The sequence below is a fragment of the Pseudomonas sp. TWP3-1 genome, from assembly GCF_049896625.1.
Lineage (GTDB): Bacteria > Pseudomonadota > Gammaproteobacteria > Pseudomonadales > Pseudomonadaceae > Aquipseudomonas.
Map to the genome: position 1 here is coordinate 118,997 of NZ_JAFCUQ010000018.1, position 26,910 is coordinate 145,906.

21 protein-coding genes are annotated in these 26,910 nt (G+C 60.2%); 11 read left to right on the top strand and 10 right to left on the bottom strand.

Going from position 1 to position 26,910, the window contains the following annotated elements:
- Positions 1-59: 59 nt before the first annotated feature.
- Positions 60-7,040: an NEL-type E3 ubiquitin ligase domain-containing protein gene (locus tag ACP7BN_RS22260; RefSeq protein ID WP_426206100.1), complete on the bottom strand. Its 6,981-nt coding sequence runs from the start codon at positions 7,038-7,040 to the stop codon at positions 60-62.
- A gap of 177 nt (positions 7,041-7,217) precedes the next feature.
- Between ACP7BN_RS22260 and ACP7BN_RS22265 the strand changes: the two genes are divergently transcribed.
- Entirely contained in the window at positions 7,218-8,345 is a 1,128-nt protein-coding gene (locus tag ACP7BN_RS22265; protein WP_426206101.1) for a sensor histidine kinase, read from the top strand.
- On the opposite strand, the gene ACP7BN_RS22270 is transcribed toward ACP7BN_RS22265, so the two are convergent.
- Positions 8,346-8,651, bottom strand: coding sequence for a chaperone modulator CbpM (locus tag ACP7BN_RS22270; RefSeq protein WP_426206102.1), 306 nt, complete (start codon positions 8,649-8,651; stop codon positions 8,346-8,348).
- 23 nt (positions 8,652-8,674) lie between these two features.
- Positions 8,675-9,625: a DnaJ C-terminal domain-containing protein gene (locus ACP7BN_RS22275; protein WP_420647059.1), complete on the bottom strand. Its 951-nt coding sequence runs from the start codon at positions 9,623-9,625 to the stop codon at positions 8,675-8,677.
- Between the two features lie 288 nt (positions 9,626-9,913).
- On the opposite strand from ACP7BN_RS22275, the gene ACP7BN_RS22280 reads away from it, so the two are divergent.
- A complete protein-coding gene (locus ACP7BN_RS22280) occupies positions 9,914-11,188 on the top strand; it encodes an Hsp70 family protein (RefSeq protein WP_426206103.1) in 1,275 nt (424 codons plus the stop codon).
- A gap of 170 nt (positions 11,189-11,358) precedes the next feature.
- On the opposite strand, the gene ACP7BN_RS22285 is transcribed toward ACP7BN_RS22280, so the two are convergent.
- From ACP7BN_RS22285 to ACP7BN_RS22295, 3 genes are all read right to left on the bottom strand, one after another.
- Positions 11,359-12,372, bottom strand: coding sequence for an AI-2E family transporter (locus tag ACP7BN_RS22285; protein WP_420647057.1), 1,014 nt, complete (start codon positions 12,370-12,372; stop codon positions 11,359-11,361).
- Between the two features lie 230 nt (positions 12,373-12,602).
- Positions 12,603-12,908, bottom strand: coding sequence for a PsiF family protein (locus ACP7BN_RS22290; protein WP_426206105.1), 306 nt, complete (start codon positions 12,906-12,908; stop codon positions 12,603-12,605).
- 63 nt (positions 12,909-12,971) lie between these two features.
- On the bottom strand, positions 12,972-13,766 hold the full coding sequence (locus tag ACP7BN_RS22295; protein WP_426206106.1) for an AraC family transcriptional regulator: 795 nt from the start codon (positions 13,764-13,766) through the stop codon (positions 12,972-12,974).
- A gap of 97 nt (positions 13,767-13,863) precedes the next feature.
- Between ACP7BN_RS22295 and ACP7BN_RS22300 the strand changes: the two genes are divergently transcribed.
- Entirely contained in the window at positions 13,864-14,751 is an 888-nt protein-coding gene (locus ACP7BN_RS22300) for a DMT family transporter (RefSeq protein WP_426206108.1), read from the top strand.
- 122 nt (positions 14,752-14,873) lie between these two features.
- Here ACP7BN_RS22300 and ACP7BN_RS22305 read toward each other — a convergent pair whose 3' ends face one another.
- Positions 14,874-15,764, bottom strand: a complete 891-nt coding sequence (locus ACP7BN_RS22305; protein WP_426206110.1) for an alpha/beta fold hydrolase — start codon at positions 15,762-15,764, stop codon at positions 14,874-14,876.
- A gap of 235 nt (positions 15,765-15,999) precedes the next feature.
- Here ACP7BN_RS22305 and ACP7BN_RS22310 point away from each other — a divergent pair, with 235 nt between their 5' ends.
- Positions 16,000-16,530, top strand: coding sequence for a ferritin-like domain-containing protein (locus ACP7BN_RS22310; RefSeq protein WP_420647052.1), 531 nt, complete (start codon positions 16,000-16,002; stop codon positions 16,528-16,530).
- 104 nt (positions 16,531-16,634) lie between these two features.
- On the opposite strand, the gene ACP7BN_RS22315 is transcribed toward ACP7BN_RS22310, so the two are convergent.
- Positions 16,635-18,710 (bottom strand): AsmA family protein, encoded by a 2,076-nt coding sequence (locus ACP7BN_RS22315; RefSeq protein WP_426206111.1) that lies wholly within the window; start codon positions 18,708-18,710, stop codon positions 16,635-16,637.
- 386 nt (positions 18,711-19,096) lie between these two features.
- Here ACP7BN_RS22315 and ACP7BN_RS22320 point away from each other — a divergent pair, with 386 nt between their 5' ends.
- The 7 genes from ACP7BN_RS22320 (at position 19,097) to ACP7BN_RS22350 (ending at position 24,243) form a co-directional block, all read left to right on the top strand.
- Positions 19,097-19,477, top strand: coding sequence for a hypothetical protein (locus ACP7BN_RS22320; RefSeq protein ID WP_426206112.1), 381 nt, complete (start codon positions 19,097-19,099; stop codon positions 19,475-19,477).
- 169 nt (positions 19,478-19,646) lie between these two features.
- Positions 19,647-20,279, top strand: a complete 633-nt coding sequence (locus ACP7BN_RS22325) for a TetR family transcriptional regulator (protein WP_420647049.1) — start codon at positions 19,647-19,649, stop codon at positions 20,277-20,279.
- A 219-nt stretch (positions 20,280-20,498) separates the two neighbouring features.
- A complete protein-coding gene (ureE, locus tag ACP7BN_RS22330) occupies positions 20,499-20,999 on the top strand; it encodes an urease accessory protein UreE (RefSeq protein ID WP_420647048.1) in 501 nt (166 codons plus the stop codon).
- On the top strand, positions 20,996-21,670 hold the full coding sequence (locus ACP7BN_RS22335; protein WP_426206114.1) for an urease accessory protein UreF: 675 nt from the start codon (positions 20,996-20,998) through the stop codon (positions 21,668-21,670). The genes ureE and ACP7BN_RS22335 overlap by 4 nt, the downstream gene beginning before the upstream one ends.
- 11 nt (positions 21,671-21,681) lie before the next feature.
- Positions 21,682-22,296, top strand: a complete 615-nt coding sequence (gene ureG, locus ACP7BN_RS22340; RefSeq protein ID WP_420647046.1) for an urease accessory protein UreG — start codon at positions 21,682-21,684, stop codon at positions 22,294-22,296.
- Positions 22,297-22,321: 25 nt separating this feature from the next.
- Positions 22,322-22,894, top strand: a complete 573-nt coding sequence (locus tag ACP7BN_RS22345; RefSeq protein WP_426206115.1) for a HupE/UreJ family protein — start codon at positions 22,322-22,324, stop codon at positions 22,892-22,894.
- A gap of 215 nt (positions 22,895-23,109) precedes the next feature.
- Entirely contained in the window at positions 23,110-24,243 is a 1,134-nt protein-coding gene (locus ACP7BN_RS22350) for an AGE family epimerase/isomerase (RefSeq protein WP_426206117.1), read from the top strand.
- Between the two features lie 7 nt (positions 24,244-24,250).
- Here the strand turns inward: ACP7BN_RS22350 and ACP7BN_RS22355 are convergent, their stop codons facing one another.
- Together ACP7BN_RS22355 and ACP7BN_RS22360 are read right to left on the bottom strand one after the other, a co-directional pair.
- Positions 24,251-25,156 carry a cation diffusion facilitator family transporter gene (locus ACP7BN_RS22355; RefSeq protein WP_426206118.1) on the bottom strand — a complete coding sequence of 302 codons (906 nt, stop codon included), beginning with the start codon at positions 25,154-25,156 and terminating at the stop codon, positions 24,251-24,253.
- 199 nt (positions 25,157-25,355) lie between these two features.
- Positions 25,356-26,120, bottom strand: coding sequence for an SDR family oxidoreductase (locus ACP7BN_RS22360; RefSeq protein WP_420647042.1), 765 nt, complete (start codon positions 26,118-26,120; stop codon positions 25,356-25,358).
- Between the last annotated feature and the right edge of the window lie 790 nt (positions 26,121-26,910).

The window sequence follows — 26,910 nt, forward strand, 5'->3', positions numbered from 1 at the left end:
ACCCCGGCTGCCGATTCCATCGACTTCCGGGGTCTGAAAGTATCTGTTTGCCTGCGGCTTCAGCCGGTCAGATCGCGTGACGTACCGGGGCGGTTGTCATCGCGTTCGACCGACATTGGCTCGCCCGTTTCCCGCCGGGACAGCTCGATCAGTTTCAGATTGCGCTCGATGGTGCGTTCAATCTCGAGCACTTGCACGGCTTGTTGATAAGCGCTGCTGGTGAGGTCTTCGTGTTCATCCTCAAGGTGCGCCAGTTTTTCATCGGCGCGCTGTTTCAGCGGACTCAGTTCGGTGGGGTATTTCTCCTCGATGTATTGCACCCAATAGTCACGGGTAATGAGTTCTTCATAAAACTTCTGACTTCTTTCCGCTTTTTCCACCGCCTCCCGGGCGGTGTCCAGCGCCCTGCCGCTGATGGGTTTGCCAAATCGCATGTGACTCGGTTGCCCCGGCAATTGCAGCCCGTCACGCCATCCGCTGGTCAGGCCGATTCGATATTCCAGGCGTACCTCCGCGGGGTCACCGCCACGCACTCTGGCCAGGGCTTCGACCTCGCCCAGGCGGAACAATTGTCGTGACAAGTCGAGCAAGGCGCGGCCCTTGGACGCCAGACCTGGCTGAATATTTTGCAAGGTGTTGTGCTCGAACACCTTGACCTCCATTTCACTGAAAGCCAGCGTTCGACCATCGACGCAGGTGGTGTGCGTGGCGGCCATGGGAAACAGCTCATCGCGAAGTGCCTGACTGCCATCGGCAGCCTCCATCACTTCCCACACCCGACGTGTCAGGTCAGCGCGAAAAATGCGGAATTCTTCGGTGTCCGGCATCACCGACAACAGATGGAAGAACGCGGCGTTGCCCGGTTCAGCCGCCACTCGCTGCCACATCGCCCGATAACGATCGGCGTCTTCCTGAGGGATGTTTTCGATCCACGGCGTCACCTGCTGGTCGAGGACACTTTCCTCAAGAATCGGCACCTGTTCATCCGGCTCAACATCACTGTCCGGGGTTTCCTCGTCGCTTTCCGTGGTGCTGTCCATGTCATCGATCATCCGGTCGATATCGGCGTAGGTCAGCCCCAGAACGTCGTTGCGCCCGTGCGTACCCGAATACTCACGCAGGCGCAAAAGGCTTTGCTGTGACAGTTCATAGTTTTCCGACAGATTGGTACCCGCGAGCAATGCGTCATGGCTACCGTCATAGATCGCCGGGGGAATCGCCACTACTTCGTTGTTGCTCAGATCTATCGCCTGTAAATGCGCAGATTGCAGCGCACCCTCGGGCCAGTCCGTCATCAAGTTGTCCCGCAGATCGAGGCGCTCCAGACGCTGCAGGCGCGTGACGCTGAACGTACGCAAGCTGTTATGGCTCAGATCCAGCCACTGCAACTGCGCAAGCCCGCTCAGCGACTGATTCAGCGCCTGGGGGTCGACGAGGCCGGTGAAGGACAGCTCCAGACGCTGCAGTTGGTGCATCTGGCTCACGGGTTCGGGCAGCGCGCGCAAATCATTGGCATTGAGATTCAACCGGCGTATCTGACTGAACGCCCGCAGGAAGCCGTTGGAGCCGTCGGAGGAGATCCGCGTGCCGGCCAGGTTCAGACTGTTCACCCGGGGAAATACCGCGGGCAGCTCAGGAAAATTGCCCACTTGCAGGCCATCGAAATTCAATTCGCGGTCGGCAAAGCCATTCCAGTCAAGCAAACCGTCGTACCAGCATTGCATCACCCGGCGTGCGGCGAGCTGGCGGGTTTGTGAGGACACGGTCCAGTTCGCACCGTGGCTTTCGTGGATGAACAACCAATCGTTCAAGCGCCGCGTCAGCGATTCGAATGTCCGGGTCCACTCATCAATCCGGCCGCTGATCTGTACCTCGCTCAAGCCCTCAAGCTGCATGCGCTCGATCGCCAGCCGGGCGTGCTCCTCCTGGTAGTTCGGGCGCAAGCGCTGCAAGCGCTTGGCCAACCAGCTGACACCTTCGCCCGCAGGTACCGATGGCGGCAGGGGCAGCAGACGTCGCGCGATCACCGAGCCGCTTTCCTTGGGCGGCGTGCGATGCCGCGGTTCCTCCAGGGCGAAGCGTTGCAGCGTCCCCGCAGACAAGCCCCTGGTCTGCTCAATGCGCTGCCGCGCAGCAGCCACGCCAGCCTCGCCCTGCGGCGTCAGCGGCGTGCCGTTCAGATTGGTGTCGAGCAACAGCTCATCGCGGGCCAGAACCGCCTCCGGCACAGAAGTGAGTTGGCTGTCGCCCAGATCAAGCCAGGTCAGCTGCGGCAGATCCTCGGCCCCGGTCGGCCATTGGCGGATTGCCGTGGCGCTCAGATCGAGAGCCTTGAGCCGATTCATTCCACGAACATCGACACTGGTGATGGGGTTGTTGTGCAGGTTCAGGTATTCCAGCGCCGGCAAGTCATCCGCTGTCAGCGGCAATTCGGACAAACGACAGTGACTCAGGTCCAGCGTGTCGATCTGTGTAAACGTGCGAATGAAATCACGCAGCTGTGCAACCGGAGCCTCGAGGCCGGCCAGGCGCAAGATTCTGACGTGGGCAAAAGCGTCCGACGGCAACGGTGGCAAGTTGTCCATCGGTGAGCCGAGAATATCCAGTACCGAGGCATCGCCTGACATGCCGATGTACAGATCGAAAAACGAATTCTCGGTTTTTGAGCCATAGCGCTGGAACAACCCGTTGCGCCAACTGGTCTTGAGCGCGTCGGCCACCGCCGCTCGGGCATGGCCACCGTTGCGCACGGTCGGCTCGGGGCCGACCCATTGTTCAAGCGCGTTGATCTCGCCGAACTGAGCGCTCAAGGCCTCAATCGCCTGAAACCTGGCATCGGCGCCCGGCCATTGCTGGGAGAATTTCAGCGACAGCACGTCAAACAGACTGGATTCCATACCGACAAAACGCTTGAGTTCGCCACGGCAGTAGTCTCTGACCATCTCTTCGAGGTCGATCAGATGCTGCGGCTGCACTTTGATGAATTCGTAGATCGGCTTGAAGGTCCTGCGGCTGAATTTCGACCAGTCCAGCGACAGTCCGCTCAGCAGTCGCTCGTGCGCTTCATAAAGTTCCACCGGCAGGGTCTTGATCGACGTCCGACGCAGGTTCAAGCGCTCCAGCCGCGGCAGATCAAGCACCCCGAGTGGCCACTCGCCCATCTGCGGGCTGTCGATTTCCAACCTGCGCAGTTGACGCATTCCGCTGACATTCAGCACTGTCGGCACTACGGGGTTGGCGCCGCTGGACGTGCAGTGCAGCTCCAGATCCTCGAGTCGGGTCAACTCGCGAATCCTCGAAGCCACCTGATCATTGATCGGTGTGCGCAACTTCAAGCGCGTCAGGTGGCGCATGGTTTTCACGCGTGCGAACACCGCGCCGAAGGTTTGCCCAGGGGCGAGCACGTCGAGTTGTTCCAGATTGGGAAACGCAGTCAGCGTGTCGGCGGCCGACGGTGCGCGCAGCGTCAGCTCGCGCACGTGAGCGAAGTCCGCCGTCAGCCTCGGCAACGCGGCCTGACTGGTCAATGTCAGCTGCGCCGCATGTGGCTCGTGCGCCGCCAGCGGCGAGTTGCGCCAACTGTTCCTGATGTTTTGCGCAACCCTGCGGAACTCGTCCTCGGCAATCTGCAGACGCATATCCTGGCTCGCCAGCCATTGGTTCAGCGCGGTCTCAAGCTCTGTCCACTCGCGCAGGCGCAGGTTGAGCAGATGGAAAATCTGTTGGTCGTTCTTGCCCGTGCGCCACTGTTCGAGAATGAAGCGCCTGGCCTGTGCGTCGTCCAGTGGGTAGACATCCTGGACCCTGCTGGTCAACGCCGGATCAACCCCCTCCCCGCGACCACTGGCCGGATAACCGCGCAGTGTGGCGCTGATGCGTCGGGGTGGGTTGAACCACGGTTTCGGCCCGGCTGCTGCCTGTAGTATCTGCGTCGACTGACGGCGGTGACTGAGCGCATGATCAATGATTGCTCGCCGCAGATCGGCGCTCTGATTAACTCGAGGAACGCCAAGCGCCTGACGCGTTTCATCGGGCAGCGCATGCATCAGCGAGCTGTAAAAGTTATCACCGTATCCCGGCACGCTGTTGAGTGCTTCGGCCCGCGAATTGAAGGCCTGATAAGACGTGCCGTTCTTGACCAGATACTTGCGAGTCAGCGCGGCATCGTTACCAATGCCATCGATCAGCGCACCGTTGATGCTGCCTGCGCGAATCTCCAGGCGTATGTCGCTCGACCAGCCAGCAAGTCGCTCCAGCGTATGCAGTGCCAGTCGCGCTGTATCCGTCGAGGCCATGGTCTCGCTGTACAGTCCGCTGATGGCTCGCATCATCCGCCCTTCTTGCGCATACCAACGACTCAATTCCTGCAAATGCAGCGGCACCCGCGCCGAGGTGTCCAGCCGCGCAAGCTCGTCGCTATCGGCTTGACGCAGCACGGTTTTCGCAGCCTGCTCAGTGAGCCCGGGGCAGACCCGTTGCAGTTTCGCCACGCGCGGCTCGACGGTGTGCGAACGCTTCGAAAGACTGTCGAACAGCGCGGGCCGTCGGGTCTGCAGGAGATCGGCGATCTGCCTGGCAAATTCCGGCGCCCTGGCGGCAGGCACTCGCGCCGGCTCGCCACCGAGCAGCCCGACAATTTCCGCCTCATCAAGCGTCGCGAGCATGCGCGTGGGCAATTCACCGCGCAAGACATCGGCGCGACTGATGCGGATCGGCGCCTTCGTCGTTGATTCGCTGCCGTAACGGGTGAATGAGCCTGTCAGATCGGCATTCTCGTAAACCTGCAAGACCCGCCCCGATGGCCAGCGGGGCATCTCGGGGAGCAGCGCCAGGATGTGCAAATAGTGCTCGTCGATGGGGCTGCGACCCAGTACCTGCTCGATCACCTCGCCAACGTCTCTGTCGACTTCAAACAGGCGCATGGCGTCTACAAGTTCCGGCGGTGGCAGTGCCTGATCCAGATGCATCTTGCGCAAGGCGTTGTCACTGACGCCGCTGACATCGGCAATCGCCAACAAGTGCGCGTCGCTGAAGCGCTCGGTGATATGGCCGGTGCGCCGTAGCAGCGTCAATCGATCCCAGCGCTGCGGGCGTTCCAGGGTATGCCGCCAGGCACCGGCGCCGTTGTGCGTCAGAATCGGCTGATAAGCGTGGGGATCGCTCGGGTGCCTGATGCGCCATTTTTGCAGCGTCTGGTCGTATGTTTGTTCGTAAGGCCGGCCGTCCAGCCGAATGTAATTCTTTGAACCTGTTTCGTACTGCCCGAGCGCGTTGGGCGTCATGCTCTGGTCCAGCGCGACTGGGCTTTCGTATCCGCGCAGGTCGGGTTTCCATAATCGCGCAGTCGCATCAGGCAACTCGACCTGATCCAGACCTTCGATGACCGGCACGGATTTCGCCGCCGCCAGTCGAGCAATGCCTTTACCGGCACCGGCCATCACCGCCAGCAGCGCGAGGTTTTGCGCGACATCCACCAGATGCGCGGTGGCGGCCCGCCGATCACCTTCACTCCACTCGATGGCACCTTCGAAGGTTTCCTCCAGCAACTGGCCGGCCATCACCACCATCATGACTTCGCCCAGCACCGGCACGAACATCGAGACCCCGGTCAGCACCAACATGCCGATGTTCAACAGCGCGGCGAGTTTTTGTGAGCGTACTTTGGCATCGACGTCCGCCGTCGGCACCGCGTGGCTGCGGGCATCCGCTATCAGTCGGTCGCGATGCTGCCCGAACAGGTAATCCCAAAGATCAATATTTTCCGCCCAGATGCCGTGGCCTTTGCGCGAAAGATCAGTCGGTGCGAGATACGGGTCAGTGTTCGGCACCTGCTTGATGGCCGGCGCTGAAGGCAGTTGCCTGATCCCGGTGAACACCAGATTGAGTGGATTCAGCGCCTTGATGAACTCGTTGAGCAACGGTTCGTAGGGCGCCAGTCGCTCACCGAACGAGCGATCCGGCGTGTCTTCGGTGAACTGACTGAAGTAGCGTGGCCGGTCGGCATACGCGACAAACTGGCTGAAAAACCGCTGGTAGGCATTCGGTTCGGCCGCATCGGCCTGCGTGCTGTCGCGGGCAGTGAAGCGGCGCTTGAACATGGCCGCGATTTCCTGACCTCTGTAGCGCTTGAGCGGATGCTCCGGGTCGCCGGGAATATAGAGAATCGCGTCGTCGCTGTAGCGGTACTTCTCGCAGATCGTGAACAACACACACCCGACCATGCGTCGCCCCATCAGGCCCAGATCACGAAACCAGATTTGCCGGTTGCCTTGGCGCGGGTGCAATTCACCGGCGAGGATCGACAGTATCGACGCGTAGTCCTCACGCCCAATGTCGCCTTTCAACACGGCGACCTCGGCCGCAGCGCGCAGGGCGGTTTTATGCGCAGCGGTAAATTTCTCGCGCAGTGCCTGATCGGCAACGCCATCTGCGGGGTGCAGATAGTCTTTGAGGTAAGCCTGATATTTCGCCCCAATGTCCAGCGAACGGCACAGGCCGGTGAACTGTTCGACCGTCAATTGCGTACTCAACGGTGCGAACGTGCCAGGGGTCGAGGTTTCAACGTGAAAGCCCGAGGATTCATGGAACGCGCCGTCGATGCATTCGACACGTTCGAAGTTGTGCAGCGCCGCTTGCAGCAACGGCAGTTTCAACACTTCGAAGTGATCGATGTCGATGGCGAATATCCCCATCTCTACTGGCTTGTTGAGCTGCAACCAGGTCTTGTGGATATCCAGTTGCACGTTGAAGCGGTCCTTCAGCGCCGCGATCAGCAGGGGCGCGGCGAAGGTGTCGATGTCTTGCAACGTCACCATGGCCCGGTCGAGCCGGGTCTGGGCGCCGAGGCTTGCGGCAAGGCTGTCATGCAATGCCTTGCGCTGCGCTCGGGAGGCGTTTGTGTACCAATCGGGGGGTGTCGGATCAGTATTTTTCAGGTCGATGCGACGCTGCGCGGGCGCGTCAACCAGCCAGTCGGGGCTGGCATCCTGCAGAAACGCGCCGTGCAGACTGCGGGTCACGGTGGCGGGGATTTCGGGCATGGTCTCTCTCCTTGAAATGGAGCGAAAGCAGACCATGCAGGTCCCGGGAGCTTGCGGTACATATGTATCGACGCGGGCTGGTGTGTCAGCGGACATTTCCGGCCCGTGGACGCTACATTCCCCGCACAAAGGGACTACTATTCGCCACGCCCCGCCAAAAAGTTCAGGAACCCGTACATGCGTTTATCCGATTTCATCAGGCACCACGCGGATCGCATCGTCGACGAGTGGGAACAATTCGCCAAGACCATCACACCCGCCGCAGACCATATGGACAGCATCGCGCTGCGCGATCATGCCCGGGAGATTCTTCTGGCTGCCGCGCGGGACATGGACACCGCGCAAACCGCCAGTGAGCAAAAGGCCAAAGCGCGGGGCGAAGGTCCGGAGAAAACCCCGAGCCTGGACGAGGCCGGGGCCAGTCACGGCGAACTGCGCCATACGGTGGGTTTCGATCTGGTGCAGATGACTTCGGAATTCCGTCACCTGCGTGCCTGCGTGATCCGCCGCTGGGTCGAGAGCATGGAGACTCCAGACCAGGCGTACCTTCAGGACATGATCCGGTTCAACGAAGCCATCGACGAAGCGTTGGCCGAATCAACGGCGGCTTATGCCGAACAGCTGAATCGCTCGCGGGATATCTTTCTCGCGATTCTCGGCCACGACCTGCGTGCGCCGCTGCAAGCGGTGAGCATGTCCACTGAACTGCTGATGCGCAAAACCACGCTTGAAGGCCCGGCGCTGACCTGCGCGCTGAACATCAAGCAAGGCGCGCGGCACATGGCGGCGATGGTCAACGATTTGCTGGAACTGGTGCGCAGCCGACTGGGCAAAAGCCTGCCGATCGAGCCGCGGCCGATGGATCTGGCAGACACGGTACGGGCCGCCATTGCCGAGGCCAGCGCCGGCAATCCGGAATGCGATCCGACGTTGAACATCGAAGGCGATACGCGCGGCGTCTGGGATTCCGGGCGCCTCGATCAACTGCTGCAGAACCTGATCGGTAATGCTTTGCAGCATGGATCAGATCCGCGTGCGGTGTTCATCAGACTGCGCGGTGAAATCGACAGCGTGCACCTGAGCGTGCACAACTACGGCCCGCCGATTCCCGAAGAAGCCATTGGCACGATTTTCGATCCGTTGGTGCGCAGCGCCGACGAAGAACTCGGCCAGCCGTCGACCAGCCTTGGCCTTGGGCTGTTTATCGTCAAGGAAGTCGTGACCGCCCACGGCGGGAGGATCGAGGTCAGTTCGAGTGCCGACGCAGGGACGTTGTTCAGCGTGGTGTTACCCAGAAAAACCTGATCATTCCACCACCAACCGCGCCAGCCGCTGTTTGAGCATGCGGTTTTCGGCGCGCAGTTCCTGCACTTCTTCCAGCAGATCCAGCGCCAGCGCGACGCCTTCCCATTCCAGCTCCAGATCGCGCCGCAACTTGGCGGCGCGTTTGGCCAGCGCCAGTTCGTAATCGGTGAAACGCCAGTCCTTGGGCAGCGCGCCCTGAGGTTCGAGGATGCCGTGTTCGACGATTTCGATCACGTAGACGTCCGACAAATCGGTCGCCTCACAGAATTCTGCCAAGTCCAGTTGAACGATCAGGGGGCTGCTCATTTCGGGCTACTCCATCGCTGGGTTCAGAAGTTCTCACGCGGGTTGAAAGCGGCTTTTTTCGCCAGCTCCTGCCACAGCGCCTTGACCTCGTCGTCGCTGGCTTTCGGCATGACGGCCTTGAGCTGGACGAACAGGAAGCCGCGCTCGCCGGCCTTGTTCTGCAAACCATGGCCCTTGGCGCGCATGCGCTGGCCGTTCTGGCTGCCGGCCGGAACTTTGAGGTTGATCTTGCCGGTCAGGGTCGGCACGGCCACTTCGGCGCCCAGCGCCAGCTCCCACGGTGCCAATGGCAAGGTGATGATCAGGTCATTGCCCTCGACATCGAATTTCGGGTGCGGCGCAAAACGAATGGTCAGGTACAGATCGCCATTCGCACCGCCACCGACGCCCGGTGCGCCCTGGCCTTTGAGGCGAATACGCTCGCCGTCGGCCACACCCGCCGGGATCTTCACGTTCAGGCTTTTGCTGGTGTTGCTGACGTGCTGACCCGCCGCGTTGTACTGAGGCACCTGGAAGGTGACCTTTTTCGACTCGTTCGAAAGGGTCTCTTCGAGAAAGACCGCCAATTCCATTTCCACGTCTTGTCCTCGGCGCCCGGCGCTATGAGATTGCCGGCCAGCGCCGCCACCGAAACCGGGGCCGCGATTGCCAAAGATCGAACTGAAGAAGTCCGAGAAGTCGCCAGTGTCCTGACCGCCGCCGCCGAAACCGCCACGGCTCTGCCAGCCCGGTGGCCCCTGGAACGGCTGACCGTGCTGGCCGTAACGGCGCAGGTCGTCGTATTCGGCGCGCTTGTCGGCACTTTTCAGCGCTTCATAAGCTTCCGAGGCGTCCTTGAACTTGGCCTCGGCGTCTTTTTCCTTGCTGACATCGGGGTGGTATTTGCGCGCCAGCTTGCGATAGGCAGCCTTGATCGCCTTGTCGTCTGCTGTCGGCTCCACGCCGAGTATCTTGTAATAGTCTTTAAAGTCCATTGAAGGAGTCACCATCCGTTATCGGTTTCGCGCCGCCAGCATGCGCCGATTCGCGCGTGCCAGGTTGACCGATCTCAAATTTGTGACCGGGTGGCGCGACAGAAGTTTATCGGCAGTGGGCGGCGGTTCTTGCGACCGCCGGTATGTCTGCCGGCCCATGCCAGCAAGTTTGGGGCGAAACCTGCGCTTTCAAGCGAGTTTAGTAGCGAAATAGCAGATGACCGGCCTTCGAATCTGCCGCGCACTGACATACACTGCGCGGCCGTTTTTTGACCGGAACCGAAAGACATGAAAGACGCCTCTCCAGCCCGTGCCTGCGGTATCGACTTTGGCACGTCCAACTCCACCGTCGGCTGGCTGCGCCCCGGCATGGAAACGATGATCGCGCTGGAAGACGACAAGATCACCCTGCCGTCGGTGGTCTTCTTCAACATCGAGGAACGCCGCCCGGTCTACGGTCGTCTGGCGCTACACGAGTACCTGGAAGGCTACGAAGGCCGACTGATGCGCTCGCTGAAGAGCCTGCTCGGTTCCAAGCTGATCAAGCATGACACCAGCGTTCTCGGCACGGCGATGCCGTTCAAGGATTTGCTCGGCCTGTTCATCGGCCAGCTCAAGAATCGCGCCGAAGCAGCCGCCGGGCGCGAGTTCGAACAAGTGGTGCTGGGCCGTCCGGTGTTCTTCGTCGATGACGATCCGCTGGCCGACCAGGAAGCTGAAGACACCTTGGTCGAGGTCGCGCACAAGCTCGGTTTCAAGGAAGTGTCGTTCCAGTACGAACCCATCGCGGCGGCGTTCGACTACGAGTCGACCATCGAGAAAGAAGAGCTGGTACTGATCGTCGACATTGGCGGTGGTACCTCCGACTTCTCGCTGGTGCGCCTGTCACCCGAGCGGCGTAACTTCGATAACCGCCATGACGACATCCTCGCCACCGGCGGTGTGCACATCGGCGGGACCGACTTCGACAAACAGCTGAGCCTGCAAGGCCTGATGCCGCTGTTCGGCTACGGCAGCCGCATGAAAAGCGGCGCCTACATGCCGACCAGCCACCACATGAACCTGGCGACCTGGCACACCATCAACTCGGTGTACTCGCAGAAATCCAGCCTCGCGCTGGGCAGCATGCGCTACGACATCGAAGACACTGGCGGCATTGATCGTCTGTTCAAGTTGATCGAACAGCGCGCCGGGCACTGGCTGGCCATGGAAGTCGAAGAAACCAAGATCCAGCTGACCCACGCCGACAGTCGTCACGTGCCGCTGGACCGCATCGAACCGGGCCTGAGCGTGGACCTGACTCGCGTATTGTTCGAATCGGCCATCGACGCTTTGCTGGAGCGAGTACGCGGCAGCGTCACGCAATTGCTGAGCGACGCCAATGTGGCGGTGGATCAGGTCGATACGGTGTTCTTCACCGGTGGTTCGAGCGGGATTCCGGCGCTGCGCAACAGCGTCTCGGCGATGCTGCCGAATGCACGGCATGTCGAAGGCAATATCTTTGGCAGCATTGGCAGCGGCCTGGCGATTGAAGCCATGAAGCGCTATGGCTCGATGGCCTGATCACAACTCTTGTGTTGAGGGGCTTTTGTGGCGAGGGGATTTAGCGAAACGTCGCACCGCCCCGTTGGGTCGCGCAGCGGCCCCGCTCTTTAATCTAAGAGCAGGGGCCTGCTGCGCAGGCCAACGGGGATAAATCCCCTCGCCACAATAGCGGTGTTACAGCAGCCGGTTTAAACCATCCCCGCCAGCTTCAACTCACTCTTCAGATACGCATAATAAATCGGCCCCGCCACCACCCCCGGCAGGCCGAATGCGGCTTCGAACACCAGCATCGCCAGCAGCAACTCCCACGACTTGGCACTGATCTGCCCGCCGACAATCCGCGCGTTGAGGAAGTACTCGAGCTTGTGGATAACGATCAGGTAGCCCAACGCGGCCAGCGCCACCCAGATCGACAATGACAGGCCGACGATGGTGATCAGCGTGTTCGACATCAGATTGCCGATCACCGGCAGCAGACCGAGCAGGAAGGTCAGGACGATAAGAGTCTTGGTCAGCGGCAGATGGATGCCAAACATCGGCAGGACCACCGCGAGGAAGATCCCGGTGAAAAAGGTGTTGAGCAGGGAAATCTTGATCTGTGCGAAGACGATGTTGCGAAAGGCTTGAACCAGCAGATGCAACCGGTCGAACAATGCAGCGGCCAGCGGTTTGCGCTTGGTCAGGTCCGGCACGCGCTGCAGGGCGATGATCGCGCCGAGCACCATGCCGATCAGCAAGGTCACGAACATGTGCGCCGCATCCTTGCCCACCAGTTGCAGGTCGGCCAGATGCTTGCTCATCCATTCGCCAATGGCCACGCGAAACTCGGCGGCACTGGCCGGCAGATAGGCATCGATGAACGGCGGTAACTGCCCGCGCGCGCGATCAACCACCCCCATGAATTTGTCGAGAGAAGCGCCGGGATTTTCCGCTTCGTGCAGCAGAAAACTGATGGCCCCGGCGAAGATCAGCGCCAGCACGCTGACCACCAATGTTCCCAGTAACGCTACCGCCAGCCAACGCGCGCGCCGACCTTCGATCAGCCGTTGCAGTTGCGGGGTGAGCATGTTGACCAGCTCGAACACCAGCAGCCCGGCCAGCAGGCTTGGCAGCAAACGCAATGGCAAAACCAGGAGCAAACCGCCGAAAATGATGATGCAACTGACCCAAAACAACACATGACGCTCAGAAAACGTTGGCATACAGCCTCAAAACGAACGGCGTAAAAGGATTGGCAGTCTGCCAGCGTTCCGAGAGGAGCACTAGGTATATGCAGGGGCGACCTTGAGGGCCTCATCGCGGGCAAGCCCGCTCCCACAGGTCTGGAGGTGATTCGGATAATTTGTGTACGACAGAATTACTGTGGGAGCGGGCTTGGTCCGGGCGGCGATCCGACGATGGGGCCCGCACACTCACCACAAGTCTCTGGGGCTTATTTTTTCTTCAGGCACTCACTCATGAATGCCTTGCGCGCATCACCCGCCAACGCCTTGGTCTTTGCATCCGCATTACAAGTCTTCATCTTCTCCTGCTGCGGCGTCAGCACCTTCGCATCATTGGCTGCCGGTGCCGCTTTAAGGCAGGTGCTCATGAATGTCTTGCGCTCATCGCCCTTGAGGCTTTTGGCCGTGGCGTCAGCATTGCAGGTGGTCATTTTGTTCTGCTGCGCGGTGGCGGCAAAACCCTGGGAGCACAGCAGCAGGCCAATCATCAGCAACGGGACACGCAACATCTTCATGGAGTTTTCTCCTTGTTACCGCACCGATGGATGCGGCCTCCCCCGCAGTGTAGTCAAAGCTTGTTACACCTTCCTAGTGGGCAAATGACTGCGACGATACTGCTCCGGCGTGCAACCGGCCTGGCGGGCGAACATCGCGATAAACGCCGAGCCGCTGCTGTAGCCGAGGTCAAAGGCAATTTCCTGCACGCTGCGCGAAGTTTCCAGCGCCTCGATGGCCGCCAGATAGCGCAGACGCTGGCGCCATTCACCGAAACTCATGCCCAACTCGCGCACAAACAGCCGCGCCAACGTGCGTTCGCTGACATGCACTTGTAGAGCCCAATGCGCCAATGGCTGGTTGTCGCCGGGTTCGGCCTGCAGTGCTTCGAGAATACTCAGCAGCGCCGGGCTGCTGGCGTACGGCAAATAGCATTGATGAACCGGCGCCTGACGCAGTTGATCAACCAGCACCTGCGCCAGTCGCTGATCGGTATCCGACTCGGGAATCTTCACATCGCGACTGGCGAAGTCCTTGAGAATCGCTTTAAGGATTTCGCTGATTGCCAGCGTGCAGGCAGTTGGCGGCAGATCGGCGCACACCGCAGGCTCCAGGCATACCGCGCGATAATTCACCGGTTGATGACTGTAGAAACTGTGTTCCACCTGCGGCGGCACCCACACCGCGTATTGCGGCGGCGACATGAAGCGGCTGCCGTCGACATCCATGTGCAACACGCCATGCGCCGCATACTCCAGAGTCCCCCACGGATGGCGGTGCGGCGCGGCGTATTCGTGGGTGTTGAAGTCGGCGTAGCGGAAGTAAACCGGCGCTGGAAGTTCGCTGAAATCCAGCAGGTCGATGTGTTTGCTGTTCATGTTGTCCGTCGCAAGGGGCGCTCTGTCTGTTTTGCAGTATAGGGCTGCATCCAGACAGTGGATAATCGCGTTTCATCAACGTAATGGTTTTCCCCCCATGCAATACGCGTTTCCCCTGCTGGCAATTTTCATCTGGGCCGGCAACACCGTGATCAACAAACTGGCGGTCGGTGCGATCTTTCCGGCCGAGATCGGTTTTTATCGCTGGCTGTTCGCCGCCGTGTTATTCACGCCGTTCATGCTGAAAAAGGTCATTGTGCACTGGCCGCAGATTCGCCCGAACCGGGGCAAGATCTTCGTCCTTGGTGTGTTGGGCATGGCGGTTTATCAGAGCCTGGCTTACTTCGCCGCGACGCTGACCACGGCCACCAACATGGGCATCATCCTGTCGCTGATGCCGCTGATGTCGCTGGCCATGGCAATCGTCAGCCTCGGCCAGCGCCTGACCGCCGGTGCGCTGGTGGGTGCGGTGTTGTCGTTCGCCGGGGTGCTGGTGGTGGTGTCGTCCGGCAGTCTCGGCGCGCTGCTGCAACACGGGGTGAATCTGGGCGATGCGATGATGTTGATCGCCACTTTGGCCTACGCGATCTACAGCACTTTGCTGAAGAAATGGCAGCTGCGTTTGCCGCCGCTGGTGCTGTTGTACTTGCAGGTGCTTGTGGCGGTGGTGGTGTTGTTTCCGTTGTTCGCGGTTTCAGAGAAAACCGGGCTGACCCTGCAGAACATTCCGCTGGTGCTGTACGCGTGCCTGCTGGCTTCGATGGTCGCGCCGCTGGCGTGGATGCAGGCCGTGGTGCGGCTGGGGCCGAGCCGGACCACGTTGTTCTTCAATCTGCTGCCGTTGATTACGGCGCTGATTGCGGCGTTGGTGTTGAAGGAGCAATTGGCGCTGTATCACTTGGTGGGCGGGTTACTAACGCTGGGCGGAGTGATTTTGTCTGAGCGCTGGACCACCGTGCTTGGCCGCAAACTCAGCGTCGCCTGACCGGTCACCTGTGGCGAGGGGATTTATCCCCGTTGGGGCGCGCAGCGGCCCCGCTTTTCAACTCAAAAGCGGGGCCTGCTGCGCAGTCCAACGGGGATAAATCCCCTCGCCACAAGGACGGATTAAACCCCGGCGGCTTTCAGCCGGGCCGCATGCTCGACAAACAAGCGCACCGGGTCCGCGCCCTTGCCCACCAGCCCCAGCGACTGGTTGACGATGTCGAAGTGATCCAGCGGATAGTCATCGCCAATCACCGTGCCCAAGTGCGAGCTGTAGCGGCCGACCATGCCGTCGCACTGCCCCGGCTCGCGCACGAAGGTTTTGGCGAATAACCGGCAGCTGCGATTGGTACCGTCGAACAGATTGCCGCCACGGTCGGTCTTGCCCGGTTGCAACGTCCCTGACCACGAGTAATAGCGCACGCCATTAACTTCCTCCGGCCCCTGCCCGCCCCAGGTTTCGGGCAAGCCCTGTGGATAACGCTGATTGAACAGCGCGACACCTTCAGTCGTCAGCGATTGGTGCGAGGCGTGAATATCCACCGGCAGTTTCGGCCCGCGATAACCGGTTTCCAGCAGGCTCATCAATGCGCCGATCAAGCGCAGCAAAACCTCGAGAATACGGCCCTTTGCACTGTCCGCCGGGTAGTGTTTTGCCAGATAGTCAGCCAGTTCCGAACCATGGTTCGGCCCGGCCACGGATGTCACCGAAGCCACCAGATCCGGGCGTTTCGCCGCTGCATAACGCGCCGTCAGCGAGCCTTGGCTGTGGCCGAACAGATTGACTTTCTGCGCGCCGGTCTCGCGCAGAATCTCCTCGATCCGCGCCAGCAACTGCTCGCCACGCACCTCACTGGAATTCAGCGGCGACACCTGAACGGCAATCACCGTGGCACCACCTCGGCGCAGCGCCGCGATGATCCCGTACCAGTACGGGTATAGCAGCAAGCGGATAAACCCGAGCATGCCGGGCACCAGCACCAATGGATAACGCGTAGCCGAACCTTGCGACATGGGGCAGACATCCTTGTGGTCGGTGAGTGACGCAAGGCGTGCAAGACGCCCGCCAAGCATCACTCGCGATGATGACAACTCGACGAGCAGTCTAGCTAATCTTGAACATCTGCCGTGGCCGCAGGCCCCGCGCTGAATCAGATAAAACTTTTCGCCTCACGCGCAACTCACAACTTGGGTAGCGATCACGCCTGTAGAGCGTGGCGCCAATCGGATTAGCCTCCAGGAGACTGAAATGAGCGACCTGCATTTGTCTGATGTTCAAACCCTGCGCGAGCGCGCGCGGCAAAACGTGGAAAACGGTGCCGTCACCGAAGGCTACAGCGCCGACCGCGACGAAGTGCTGCGCCTGCTCAATGAATCGCTGGCCACGGAACTGGTCTGCGTGTTGCGCTACAAGCGCCACTACTTCATGGCCAACGGTGTGAAGGCGCATGTCGCTGCCGAGGAATTTCTGGAACACGCCACTCAGGAAGCGCAGCACGCCGACCGTCTGGCCGAGCGCATCGTGCAATTGGGCGGCGAGCCGGAGTTCAATCCTGACCTGCTGTCGAAAATGTCCCACGCGCAATACGTCGCCGGGAACACCTTGAAAGAGATGGTTTACGAAGATCTGGTGGCCGAGCGCATTGCGATCGACAGCTATCGCGAGATCATTCAGTACATCGGCGAAAAAGACCCGACCACGCGGCGCATCTTCGAAGACATCCTCGCGCAGGAAGAAGAGCATGCGGATGACATGGCCGACATCCTCAACGATTTGTAAGCCCTTCAAGATTGTCATCGCGGGCAAGCCCGCTCCCACAGGGTCGAGTACAAATCCTGTGGGAGCGGGCTTGCCCGCGATGGCGTCGGTACAGGTTTAGCGATTTACTTGGTTGGTTTGACAGTGACCGGCGCCTTGCCCGCCTTCATCTGTTCGAGCAACGGCGCACACTGATTCGGCTCACCGCCGCTCGGCGCTATCAGGGCCAACAGCCCCGCCGCCGGCGCAGCAATCACGCCCAGCGCCACCATCCCCGCGCCACGCAGCAACAACGGCACCGCTTTCACCCCGGCATCCGGCTTGATGAACTTGCCGCGCACATACAGCGGCGAACGCAGCGAAATCAAACGCCAGCCCTTGGATTCCGGCGTCACGGTCAGGTCCAGTTGTTCGGTGGCCATGTTCGCCGTTCCGTCGACGTAGATGATCGCGTTCTCGGTATCGAACACAAACAAGCGCGTCGAGGCCAGGCCGGTCTTGATGTCGAAGTCCGCCGCCGCGCAGTTGATCTTTACTTCCTTGTCGCCAAAGATCTTGCCCATCACGTAGTTGCCGACGTTAAGCCCCGCCAACTCCATCAACTCACGACTGATCGCACCGTCGTTGATCAGCATTTTCAGATTGCCATTGGCGCTGCCCAACAGCTTCGCCACCGAGTTGCCGCGACCGCTGATGTCGGCGTCGCCATTCAGCTCGCCGAAACTGGTTTTCATCGGCTCGAAAGTCGGGAACAGCTGTTTGAGCTTGAAGCGCCGCGCGGTGAGTTTGGCCCGGCCTTCGAGTGGTTCGGTACGGCCATTGAGGCGGATTTGCGCGTCGAGATTGCCGCCGGCCACGCCGAAACGCAGCGGCTCCAGGCTGAGGACGCCATCGGTCAGCACCAGATGCGTATAGAGGTCGGTGAACGGCAACTCTTCGCTGTGAACGATGCGCTTGCCGGTGAATTCGACGTCGGCGTCCATGTCGCGCCAGCGCTCGGTCTTGAATTCTTCGACCGGCAGCACTTTATCCGTTGGCTGCTTGCTTTCGCCGCCGCGAGCCTTCTGCTTGGCGTTGGAATCGGCGCCGATCAGCGGTGCGAGGTCGGCGAACAGCAATTGATTGGACAGCAGCGCGCCGCTGAGCTTTGGTCGTGGCTGACTGGCGACGTAGGCCAGATCGCCGTGAATATCGCTGCCGCCGATCTTGCCGTTGAATTTTTCGTAGCGGAACTGCGCGCCAGCAGGGTCTTGCAGCTTGGCGATCAAATGGCCGTCGGTGGCATATGGCGGAGTATCCGGCAGGGTCACGCCGGTCAGCGGATACAAGTTACCGAGGCTGGCGCCAGCGAGTTTCAGGCGCAGATCGAGGGCGCCAAGGTTGAGCGGATCGGTCAGGGTGCCGGCGAGTTCGATGCTGGTATCGCCAATCTTCGCCTGCGCCTGCAACGGGAACGGTTTGCGCGAATCCTGCAATGCCAGCAGGCCGCCGATCTTGCCTTGGCCGGCAAGTTTCTGGCCGTGGTACTGGCCAGTGACTTTCAGGCCGAACGCATAATCCTGCGGCGCAGCATGCTTGTCCTGCGCAGCTTTCGCGGCTTTGTCACCGACGATCTCGCTGAACGGAATCGGCTTGCCCAGCGGATCGATCAACACATCGAGACTGGTTTTCAGCGTCTGGTCATCAAGGGTGACGTGGCCCTTGTCGAAACCGATGGCACCGATGTCCACCACCCAGTTCGAGGGTTCGGCATTCGGGTCCTTGGGATCGAATTTGAACGTCCAGTTGGCGCGACCATCGGCCAGGCGTTGCAGATCGGCATTCGGCTCAGTCAGGTCGATGCGCGGAATCGCCACGCGCTGGGTCAACAATGCCAACGGCGAGATACGCAGTTCGACGCGCTTGAGCGTGACCATTTGCGGCTTTTTCGACCACTCGGGGTTGCCCAGGCTCAAATCCTCGGCCACCACGTGCGGCCACGGCACCCAGGCGCGCCAGCCGCCCTCGTCCAGCTCACGCCGCCAGACCACCGCCAGGTTGCCATTGATGGCAAACGGTCGGTGCAGTTCTTCCGAGACTTTGGCGTTGAGCGGCGGTTTGATGCGGTTCCAGTCGAAGAACACGATGACCAACACCAGCACCGCTAATAGCAGAACAAAAATGGTGAAGGTCCAGGCGAGGATTTTACGAGTGCGCGTCATTGCACAAAGCTCCTGAAGACGACTGCGTCCGAGAACACGACGCAGCTGAAACGGTGGGCCGAAAGCGGCCCCATTATGAGTTCTGTGACTGACAAAGCAGCCGCAGGTTTAATTGAAAGTCCGATTCGCGGGTAAAAAGCTGCCGCGATTCTGACCGATCAGTCGAGCTGGCGTTACCGGCCCCGCACTTTTGCGAGGCGCGAGTGGGTGGAAAATACCCACCTCGGTGCAAAACCACTCGCCTGAAAGGCCCGGTCTAGAGCCTCCCAGCAGAACAATCAATTCTGTTGATTATTACCATTGCGTTTATGAACTTTTATATCGACTTATCGAGAGTAGCATTGCCCTCGTACCCACTTTATCGCCCTCCCGAGGAGCAACCCATCATGAAACGCCAATTACTGCTTAGTCTTACCCTCTCGATGCTGGCCAGCACTGCCTTCGCTCTGCCAGCCGCTGATCAAGCTACTCCACAAGTCAAAGCCAGCCACTCTGTGTTCAGCCAGACCCTCGCTGAAGACGGCTACGACAAGACTCCACAGGGCCAGACTGTCGCCGAAAACGGTCGCAATCGTCTGGAAGAAAAAGGCCTGGTCGAAGATGGCTACGACAAAACCCCACAAGGCCAGGCTGTAGCCGAAAACGGTCGCAATCGTCTGGAAGAGAAAGGTCTGGTTGAAGACGGCTACGACAAAACCCCACAAGGCCAAGCTGTTGCCGAAGGTGGTGGTGACCGTGTGATCGAACGCAACAGTGCCTTGAGTTAAGCCCTTGGCGGCCTGGAAAAAAAGCCCAATCACCGGATTGGGCTTTTGACTTTTAGAACGCCGGCATAAACAAATCGCTAATTCCCCGCTACACCCCCGCTGCCGTTCGACGCCAACGAAGCCGATTTGCTAGAGTGCGGCGCTTGTCCCGACCAGAACACACCTTGCGATGCTGCCCCGCGCCGAACAGAAACAACAGACCCGCAACGCCCTGATGGACGCTGCCCGCCATTTGATGGAGAGCGGCCGAGGATTCGGCAGCCTGAGCCTGCGTGAAGTGACGAAAACCGCCGGCATCGTGCCTACCGGTTTCTACCGCCATTTCGCCGATATGGACGAGCTCGGCCTGGTGCTGGTCAGCGAAGTCGGCCAGACCTTCCGCGAAACCATTCGCCTGGTACGCCACAACGAATTTGTCATGGGCGGCATCATCGATGCGTCGGTGCGGATCTTTCTCGATGTGGTCAGCGCCAACCGTTCGCAATTCCTGTTTCTCGCGCGCGAGCAGTACGGTGGATCGCTGCAAGTGCGCCAAGCGATTGGCCGCTTGCGTGAAGACATCAGCTCCGACCTCGCGGCCGATCTGGCCTCCATGCCGAAACTGCAGCATCTGAGCCGCGATGGTTTGAGCGTGATTGCGGATCTGATCGTCAAATCGGTGTTCGCCACTTTGCCCGAGATCATTGATCCGCCGGCCGAGGCGCTGCCCGAGCATTTGATGCCGCAGGCGAAGATCACTCAGCAACTGCGTTTTATCTTCATCGGCCTCAAGCACTGGCAAGGCCTGGGCAGCACCGAATAAAAATCAAAAGATCGCAGCCTTCGGCAGCTCCTACAGGAGGCTGCGAGCTTTTTTGCGCCGCAAATTGGTGCATGTAAAAACCTTCATGCACCAAAACCCCTCATATTCCTGCAACATTCTGAAACACCCACTACGCTCCGACAGGGATTTCCCACATCTCGTCCGATTGGCAAGCCCCTTGCTCTAGCCTGAGCATTGTCCATTGCTGGAAGCTTTCCGATGCTGGTGATTCATCGCAGAATCGCGCCTCAACCCGTCTGGGCCGCCGAGTTGCACCTGACCTTCGAGGCACGCAGCAAAAGCCGTTTGCGCTGTTTCAGTGCCGAGGGTGAAGACGTCGGGCTGTTTTTGGAGCGCGGTCAGCCGCCGCTGTTTGATGGCGAATGCCTCGAGGCTGAGGACGGCCGCATCGTCAAAGTCTGCGCCCGTCCCGAGCAACTGCTGCACGTCACCTGCGCCAGTGCCTTCGAACTGACCCGCGCCGCGTATCACCTGGGCAACCGCCACGTCGCCCTGCAAGTCGGCGACGGCTGGCTGCGCCTGCTCGACGATTACGTGCTCAAAGCCATGCTTGAACAACTTGGTGCACAGGTCGAAGCGATTGAAGCGCCGTTCCAGCCGGAACACGGTGCCTACGGTGGCGGCCATCATCATTCACGCCACGGCGAGGAAGCCTTTAATTACGCACCGAAACTGCACCAGTTCGGCGTGCGTTTATGAATCCGGCCTGGGCGCTGCTGCGCCTGGCCAGTCCGCAATTGCCGATTGGCGGCTACAGCTATTCGCAAGGTCTGGAAATGGCGGTGGATAACGGTCGAGTCAGCAATCCCGACAGCGCGCGGCGCTGGATCAGTGATCAACTGCTGCTCAACCTCGCGCGCTTCGAAGCGCCGCTGTTACTCGCCCATTGCCAGGCCGCTGCCGAGGAAAACTGGGGTGAACTCCGGCAAATCTGCGAAACCCATCGCGCCAGTCGGGAGACGCGCGAGCTGCATCTGGAGAGCCGGCAGATGGGTTATTCGTTGCAGCAGTTGCTCAACGGCTTGCCCGAACTCGATCAACCGGCGCGCGATGTCCTCGAACAATGCAGCGAACCGCATCTGGCCCTGTGCTGGTCGCTGGCCGCGCGTGCCTGGCAGATCAGCCCGCAGGACGCGCTGGCCGCGTGGTTGTGGAGTTGGCTGGAAAACCAGCTCGCGGTGCTGATGAAAACTCTGCCGCTGGGCCAGCAAGCCGCGCAGCGCCTGACCAGTCAATTGCTGCCGCTGTTGCAACAGGCGCAGCAGGACGCTACTCGCAGCAATCCCCAACACATCGGCAGCGCCGCTTTCGGCCTGTCCCTGGCGAGCATGGCCCATGAGCGCCAGTACAGCCGCCTGTTCCGTTCTTAGGAGAAACAACCATGACCTCACAACCTCTGCGCGTCGGCATCGGCGGCCCGGTCGGTTCCGGCAAAACCGCGTTGACTCTGGCGCTGTGCCTGGCCTTGCGCGAGCGCTACAACCTGGCGGTGGTCACCAACGACATCTACACCCGCGAAGATGCCGATTTTCTCGTGCGCAACGAAGCCTTGGCGCCGGAACGCATCATCGGCGTGGAAACCGGTGGCTGTCCGCACACGGCGATTCGCGAAGACGCCTCGATCAACCTTGAAGCGGTCGATCAACTGAACCGACGCTTTCCGGGGCTGGATCTGATTTTGGTGGAGTCCGGTGGCGACAATCTGTCCGCGACCTTCAGCCCGGAACTCTCCGACCTGACCATCTACGTGATCGACGTTTCGGCCGGCGACAAGCTGCCGCGCAAGGGCGGGCCGGGCATCTGCAAGTCCGATCTGCTGGTGATCAACAAGATCGACCTGGCGCCGCTGGTGGGCGCCTCCCTGGAGCTGATGGACAGCGACACCCAACGCATGCGCAACGGCAAGCCGTTCGTTTTCAGCAACCAGAAAACCGGTCAGGGCCTGGAAGCAATCATCGCCTTCATCGAACGCCAGGGCTTGCTCACCGCAGCCTGATTTTCATCAACAAGGAAGCTTATTCATGACACTCAAACGCATTCTCGGCGCGGTCGCGCTGCTGCTGACCCCGGCGCTGGCCTTCGCTCATCCGGGGCATGGCGACACCGGTTTGATCGCCGGCATCAGCCACCCGATTGGCGGCCTTGATCACTTGCTGGCGATGCTCGCAGTGGGCCTGTGGGCTGCGCAGCAACAAGGCACCGCGCGCTGGGCGCTGCCGTGCACCTTTGTCGGCACCATGCTGATTGGCGGCATGCTCGGGTTTGAAGGGCTGGAATTGCCCGCGCTGGAAAGCGGGATTGCGGCGTCGGTGCTGGCGCTGGGTCTGGCGGTGGCGCTGGCAGTGCGTCCGCCGCTGGTGATGGCGGTTGCGGCGACGGCGGGGTTTGCGCTGTTCCATGGTGTGGCGCATGGGCTGGAGTTGCCGGAGATGTCCAGTCCTTGGGCGTATGCGGCGGGGTTTGTGGTGGCGACTGCTGCGCTGCATGCAGCGGGTTATGGCGTGGTGCGGGTTTTGCCACGAGCGGCGGCACCATTGGTGCGACTGGCCGGAGCGGCTTCGGCGGTGACTGGTGCGTGGTTGCTCGCCGGTTGATGTCTATCGTCTGATCCGGCCTCATCGCTGGCAAGTCGAATCGTCGCACCGCAGCTCCCACAGGGTTTTATGCTATGCCACAGATTGTGTGAGCAGCAAAGTTCTCTGTGGGAGCTGGCTTGCCAGCGATGACGGCCGATCAGACACCGAGTCTCTAATGCCAGTCTCTCTGCTACCATGTCGCGCAATCGCCCCTGCCGTGACGACGTCCGCCCATGCCCCACGCTTCCCGCTCTGCCTCCCAGCCTGAATTGACCGCCCTGTTCGGCGACGTGCACCAGCACTTTCTCGACGTGATCGTGCCGCTCTGGCAAGGCCCGGGCTGGAATGCCGACATGGCATTGCCCTACGAGGCGCTGGACGCCGCGCATCAACCACTGCCACCGCAGCGCTATCGCGCCATGGCCTGCGCGCGGCAGCTGTATCTGTTTTCCAGCTTGATCGGGGTTGTGGATAACGCCGAGGTTCGCGCGGCAGCGCTGTTCCAGTCCCTGCATCGGCACTTTCACGATGCCGAGCACGGCGGCTGGTTCTACAGCATCGATCCGCAGGGCAAACCGCTGGATCAGCGCAAGGATCTGTACACCCACGCCTTCATCCTGTTCGCCTGCGCGCACTACTGGGGAAAATCCCGCGAGCCGCTGGTGCAATCGACCCTGAACGCTGCGCTGGAAGTCATCGGTCGGCGCTTTGCCACCGGCGACGGCCTCTACGAAGCCTGTCTTGAGCGCGACTGGGCAACCCTGCAAACCGGCCCGCTGCAAAATCCGCTGATGCACTTGGCCGAAGCCTTCCTCGCGACCATCGCAGTGCGTGAAGACCCGGTGGCGCAGAAAGCGTTGAGCGAGTTATGCACAGCCATGCACAAGCAATTCGTCGATCCGCAATACGGCGTGTTGATGGAAAAACCGCTGGGCGCTGTGGATAACTGGTACGAGCCGGGGCATCAGTTCGAATGGTATTTCCTGCTCGAATCCTCGCCGTTACTGCGCGGTTCGAAACTGCACGCGGATCTGGATCGGGCGTTTGCCTTCACCGAGCAGTTCGGCGTGGTCGAGCCATCCGGCGCCGTACGCGCGATGCTCGATCTGGAGCTGGATGGACGGCCAAAGGACTCAACCCAACGCATCTGGGCGCAGGCTGAATACCTGCGGGCGCTGACCTTGCGCCCGGACGCCGAAGCCGCTGTGCTGCGCCAATTGCTGGCGCTGCAACAGCACTTCCTGCATGCCGGTGGCTGGTATGAGTGTCGCGACGAGCAGGGCGAGGTCAGCCGCAAAGACATGCCGTCGACCACGCCGTATCACCTTGCGACCTGCTATCGCGGGCTGGCTGAATACCTGCGCTGACCTACAGTCAGGCGACCCACTTCTTGTCGCCGGTGAAGCTGATGGTCAGCCATCGGGCGGCATCCGGCTTGCCCAATCTGGCCGAGATATCCTCGCGCAAGACGTCGAGTTGACCGACGCTCTCCAGTCGATAATCCGCCGGCAAAATCACATGAATCTCGATGAACCGCGCCCGGCCGTGCTTCTGCACGTAGGACATGTAATCGTCGAATCCATGCTCGACTTTCGCCGCCTCCATCACCTGACGCACCTGTTCATCCAGAGTGTTCGGGGCGATTCCCAACACATCACGCAATGCCGGGCGCACAATTTTGAACGCCGGAGCGAGCATGCTCAGGGCCAGCAGAATCAGGATCAACGGGTCGACGTAAAGCGCCCATTCGTCATAGCCCTGGGACTTGAGCAACAACGCCGTGAGAAAACTCACCAGCAGGCCGACAGAAAGCATCGCGTCCACCAGCCAACTGATGTTGTCGAACCGGATCAGCGTCGACTTGAGCTTGCGATTACGGCGACGGATGTAGAAGAAGTAGGCGAACTCTACAACGGTAAACACGGCCGCATAGATGATCACCATGCCCAGCTCGACTTCACGCCCGCCGCTGATGATGCCGAACACGCCGTTGAGAAATGCATAGATGGCGATCAAGAACAGGAAACTGCCTTCGATCAGCAGCACCATCGGCTCCAGATGCCAGAAGCCGAACTGAAATCTGTGATTGCTTTGCTTGGCGATCAACTTGGCGGTGATCAGCATCAGCACTTTGATGAAGGTTGCGATCAGGGAGAAAAAACCATCGAACAGGATGGATTCGGCACCAGAAATAAAACCGGTCACGATCCCGGCGATCGATACGGCGAACATCAGAATGGTGGATTGTTTGAGCAGCGACTGCTCACCTCGGTTACTCACTTTAACTCCTCGAAAACCTTGAAAACCGCAGGGGTGCGGTGGGGTTGTGCGGGGGGAGTTTACCTTATGCAGCTTTTTTGCCTGTTCTGGCCTCATCGCTGGCAAGCCAGCTCCCACAAGTACCGAGTCGGTCACAAGGTTTGTGTACACCGATAATCCTGTGGGAGCTGGCTTGCCAGCGATTGGCCGTTACTCGGTCTTAAGCCTTGTTACGCTCGATAGCAAAACCGGCCCAGGTCTGGCTCACCGGCATCAGTTCAAGGCTGTTGATGTTGATATGCGCCGGCGCATTCATCACCCAGAAAATCGTCTCGGCAATGTCCTGCGGCTGGATCGGCTCGGCACCCGCGTAAGTCGCGTCGTAGCGCGCCTGATCGCCAGCAAAGCGCACCAGCGAGAACTCGCTCTCGCACAGGCCCGGCTCGATGTTGCTGACGCGCACGCCAGTACCCTGCAAGTCGCAACGCAGGTTCAGCGAGAACTGCTTCACGAAGGCTTTGGTCGCGCCATACACATGGCTGCCCGGATACGCGTAGTTGCCCGCGATCGAGCCGAGGTTGACGATGCCGGCGCCACGGCCATGGGCGATCAGGCGCGGCAGCAACAGGCGGGTGGCGTACATCAGGCCTTTGACGTTGGTGTCGACCATGGTGTCCCAGTCGTCGAGGTCGCACTTGGGCGCCGGATCGACACCCAGCGCCAGCCCGGCGTTGTTGATCAGGCCACGCAGTTTGGCGAACGATGGCGGCAGGTTGGCAATCGCCTCCTCCATCGCCTTGCGATCACGCACATCCAGCACCAGGCCATGCACCTCGGTCTGCTTCGACAGCTCGGCACACAGGGCATTGAGGCGTTCTTCACGACGACCGGTCAGCACCAGTTTCCAGCCAGCCTCGGCAAAACGACGGGCACAGGCTTCACCAAAACCGGAAGTAGCGCCGGTGATAAACAGGGTGTTGGACATCGTGTTCTCCTGACTTCGACCGCCGTGGCAGCCATTGAAATGGACCATCAGCGGGCAGCATGCCCGGCTCGGCAATCACAGGCAACCACCGAACCCTGTACAAAAAACGATCAACACCTTGAGCGCCATATCCTGCGCGGCCTGTAGCCATGTGCGCGCATGTTATCCACAGTCTGCTCCACAGATAACGGGGGCAAGTGCAAAAGCGCAAAGCCGCGGCACACAAGGCTTTGCGCAAGATTTTGAAAGTTTTTTGCTTGACCCTGAACCGAGGGATGTGCGGGACAGGGCATTTTGCACGACTGACCGTTCATGGACGTGATTGCGCGAGGCCAGCAATCACGGCCCTTAGCGCAGTCTTTCCAGAGTTTAATCACAGACTTATCCACAGGTTGATGCACTAGCCCTTCACCGATTTTCGTCGCCTATAAAAAGGTTGACAAGCGAAGCGTCTGCTTACCAGAAAACGCCTGATCAAAAAACAACCACAAGCCTGCAAGCCACGGTTTCAGAGGCTTTCAGCCAGCTACTCCCACGTTATTCACAGCCAGCTCCACAGCGAATGGGGACAAGTCAAAACTGTGCAAAAACAGCCATTTGCAGCGTCTTTATGTCGCGCTTTACGAGCTTGGCGAATTTGTTTTCCACAATTTCAGAAACTCCTCGAAATTCAGATCGAGTAGGAGGCGGATTTACATCCGCCGTCCTCTCACACCACCGTACGTACGGATCCGTATACGGCGGTTCAAGCTATGCGGCTAAGCCGGTTTATCGTATCCAGTACCGAGAC